At 68.9% G+C, this 1,943-nt stretch carries 1 protein-coding gene; it reads right to left on the bottom strand.

The window, feature by feature from the left end:
- Positions 1 to 237: 237 nt before the first annotated feature.
- The gene (locus tag ACFQ87_RS45995; RefSeq protein WP_380617009.1) at positions 238 to 1,056 is read right to left on the bottom strand and encodes a lipase family protein; all 819 of its coding nucleotides are present in this window, start codon (positions 1,054 to 1,056) and stop codon (positions 238 to 240) included.
- Between the last annotated feature and the right edge of the window lie 887 nt (positions 1,057 to 1,943).

Genomic DNA, 1,943 nt, shown 5'->3' with positions numbered 1-1,943 from the left:
CGCCGCCCTGCGCGTATCTCACAACCAACAGCTACCGGAGCCGTCCGGCGCCTGTCAGCCGAACGACCCCGACATCACCCGATCAAGCTCAGTAGTCTCCTCTCACCCGGACGGCGCGTCATCACAGGGCGCACGTTGCCTGATGCGGCACTGGCTCCGACGGGTTCTGTTCGCGGCGGCCCGCTCGACAGCGAGCGGCTGGTCACCGTCGGGGCTGTCGATCCCCTGGTCCAGGGCTCAGACGAGGTTCTTCTCGAACGCGGCCAGGTAGTTGCGCAGGTGGTGGTCCTTGATGCCGTCGGTCTCCGGGGCGAACATGTCCTGGCGGTAGCCGCGGACCCGGTCCTTCAGCCCGGCGATGAGCGGCATGGTCTCGTGGAGCTTTCCGTCGGCGTCGAAGTAGCGCAGGGTGTCGACGTGCGTGAAGAACGGCTCGGGCGGCAGGTGGGGGACGATGTCGTTGTTGTTGACGAAGCGGTAGCAGCGGTTCTTGAAGGCGGTGTTGTGCAGGCCGGCGAGCAGCCGCTCACAGGTGCGGGGCTGGCCGTAGGTGTAGACCCCGTCGGGCAGTTGGTGCGGTGCCTCGAAGTAGAAGTGGGCGCCGGCCAGCATGGCCAGGGCGCCGCCGAGGCTGTGGCCGGCGAACCAGACGCTCTGCCCGTTCGTGCGCAGTTCCTGGATGGTGTCGCGGATCTGGGGGTAGAGGGACCGCAGGGCCTGGTTGAAGCCGTAGTGGACGAAGCCCTTGTCGTTCGGGCCGGGGACGGGCGGGGTGTCGACGTCGGTCAGCCAGTCGTAGATCTTCAGGACCTCGGTGCCGCGGAACCCGGTGACGATCATGCGGTCGCTGGCCATGGTGTAGGCCTGGGTGTCCTCGATCGGGGACGGCATCCGGTGCGGGGATTCGAAGTTGCGGACCTCGTCGAAGCCCCACGCGCGGGCCTGGGCCTCGATGCCGTCCGGGTCCTGCATGGCCAGCCCGGCCGCCTGGGCCATCCAGTAAGCGTGCGCCAGGCAGTATCGGGTCGTCGAGTGGTCCAGAGCCGGGATGGTCATCGGTGTCCTCCGGAAGCCGGTGCCGGTCGCCCAGCAACATAGCCACGCACACGAACGAATATGGCCCGCGGCACCAGACCATCACCCGTCCGGAAGCGCGGGCGGTCTGGATCGAGGACGCGCCGGGTTCATCGTCTCCGCGGGTTCGACGACGTTGATCTGGCCGGGTGCGGTTCGGGGGCGGCCCGGCGTGCGGACCGCCCCCAAGGCGGTGGTGCTGCCGGTCAGCTGTTGGCCGTCTCAGCGGCGTGTAGGGCCTGAAGGAGCACGCTCTGCCGCTCGATCAGCTTCCCGTCGACACGGGCCCCCGCCTGCTTGGCGCAGCCACGTGCCGGGGCGCAACGCCGGGTCGTCGCCGAGGCCGGTGCGGTTCGCGGGGCCGACGAAGGTTCCGCCGGCCGCTGCCGAAGCGATACCGGAGGACACAGCCGCGCATGATCAAGAAACCGCCGAGCCGGTTCCCCCGGAAGCGGATCAGAGCGGGCAGCACCACGGGGAAGGTCGGAATGCGGCGGAGGCCGAAGACGGAAACGGGCCCGCCCGTGCCGCTACCGCAGCCCGAGCGAGGCGCCATCTGACCGCCACAGCCCGGTTGGGGGTGCACCTCACCGCGCCGATCGCGCAAGTCCGGCTGCCGCCGGACCCGGGCCTTGACGGCCCTTTCCGCGCTCCCCGCCCCCGCGACATACCTCGAAGGCCGGGAAGTGCCCGATCCTGGAAGCACCCCAACGAGGCATTCACCGACGCCGTGAGCGTCATCGAGACCGGCGCCGAACAACACCTGGTCGCCGCCTAGTGTCCTGCGCCGGAAGTGGCGATCATAAGTATCTAGTTTGTTTCGGTGCCGGTCGGGTTGATCTTGGCGAGGTAGTCGGCAAGGGACTTGA

Source organism: Kitasatospora sp. NPDC056531 (assembly GCF_042794375.1).
Lineage (GTDB): Bacteria > Actinomycetota > Actinomycetes > Streptomycetales > Streptomycetaceae > Kitasatospora.
The sequence above is the reverse complement of the archived record's forward strand: the minus strand, read 5'-3'. Positions and strand labels throughout refer to the sequence as shown.

Bases quoted from the DNA above. Each gene is read 5' to 3' on its own strand.
- ACFQ87_RS45995 (WP_380617009.1), bottom strand. From the start codon at position 1,056: ATGACCATCCCGGCTCTGGACCACTCGACGACCCGATACTGCCTGGCG.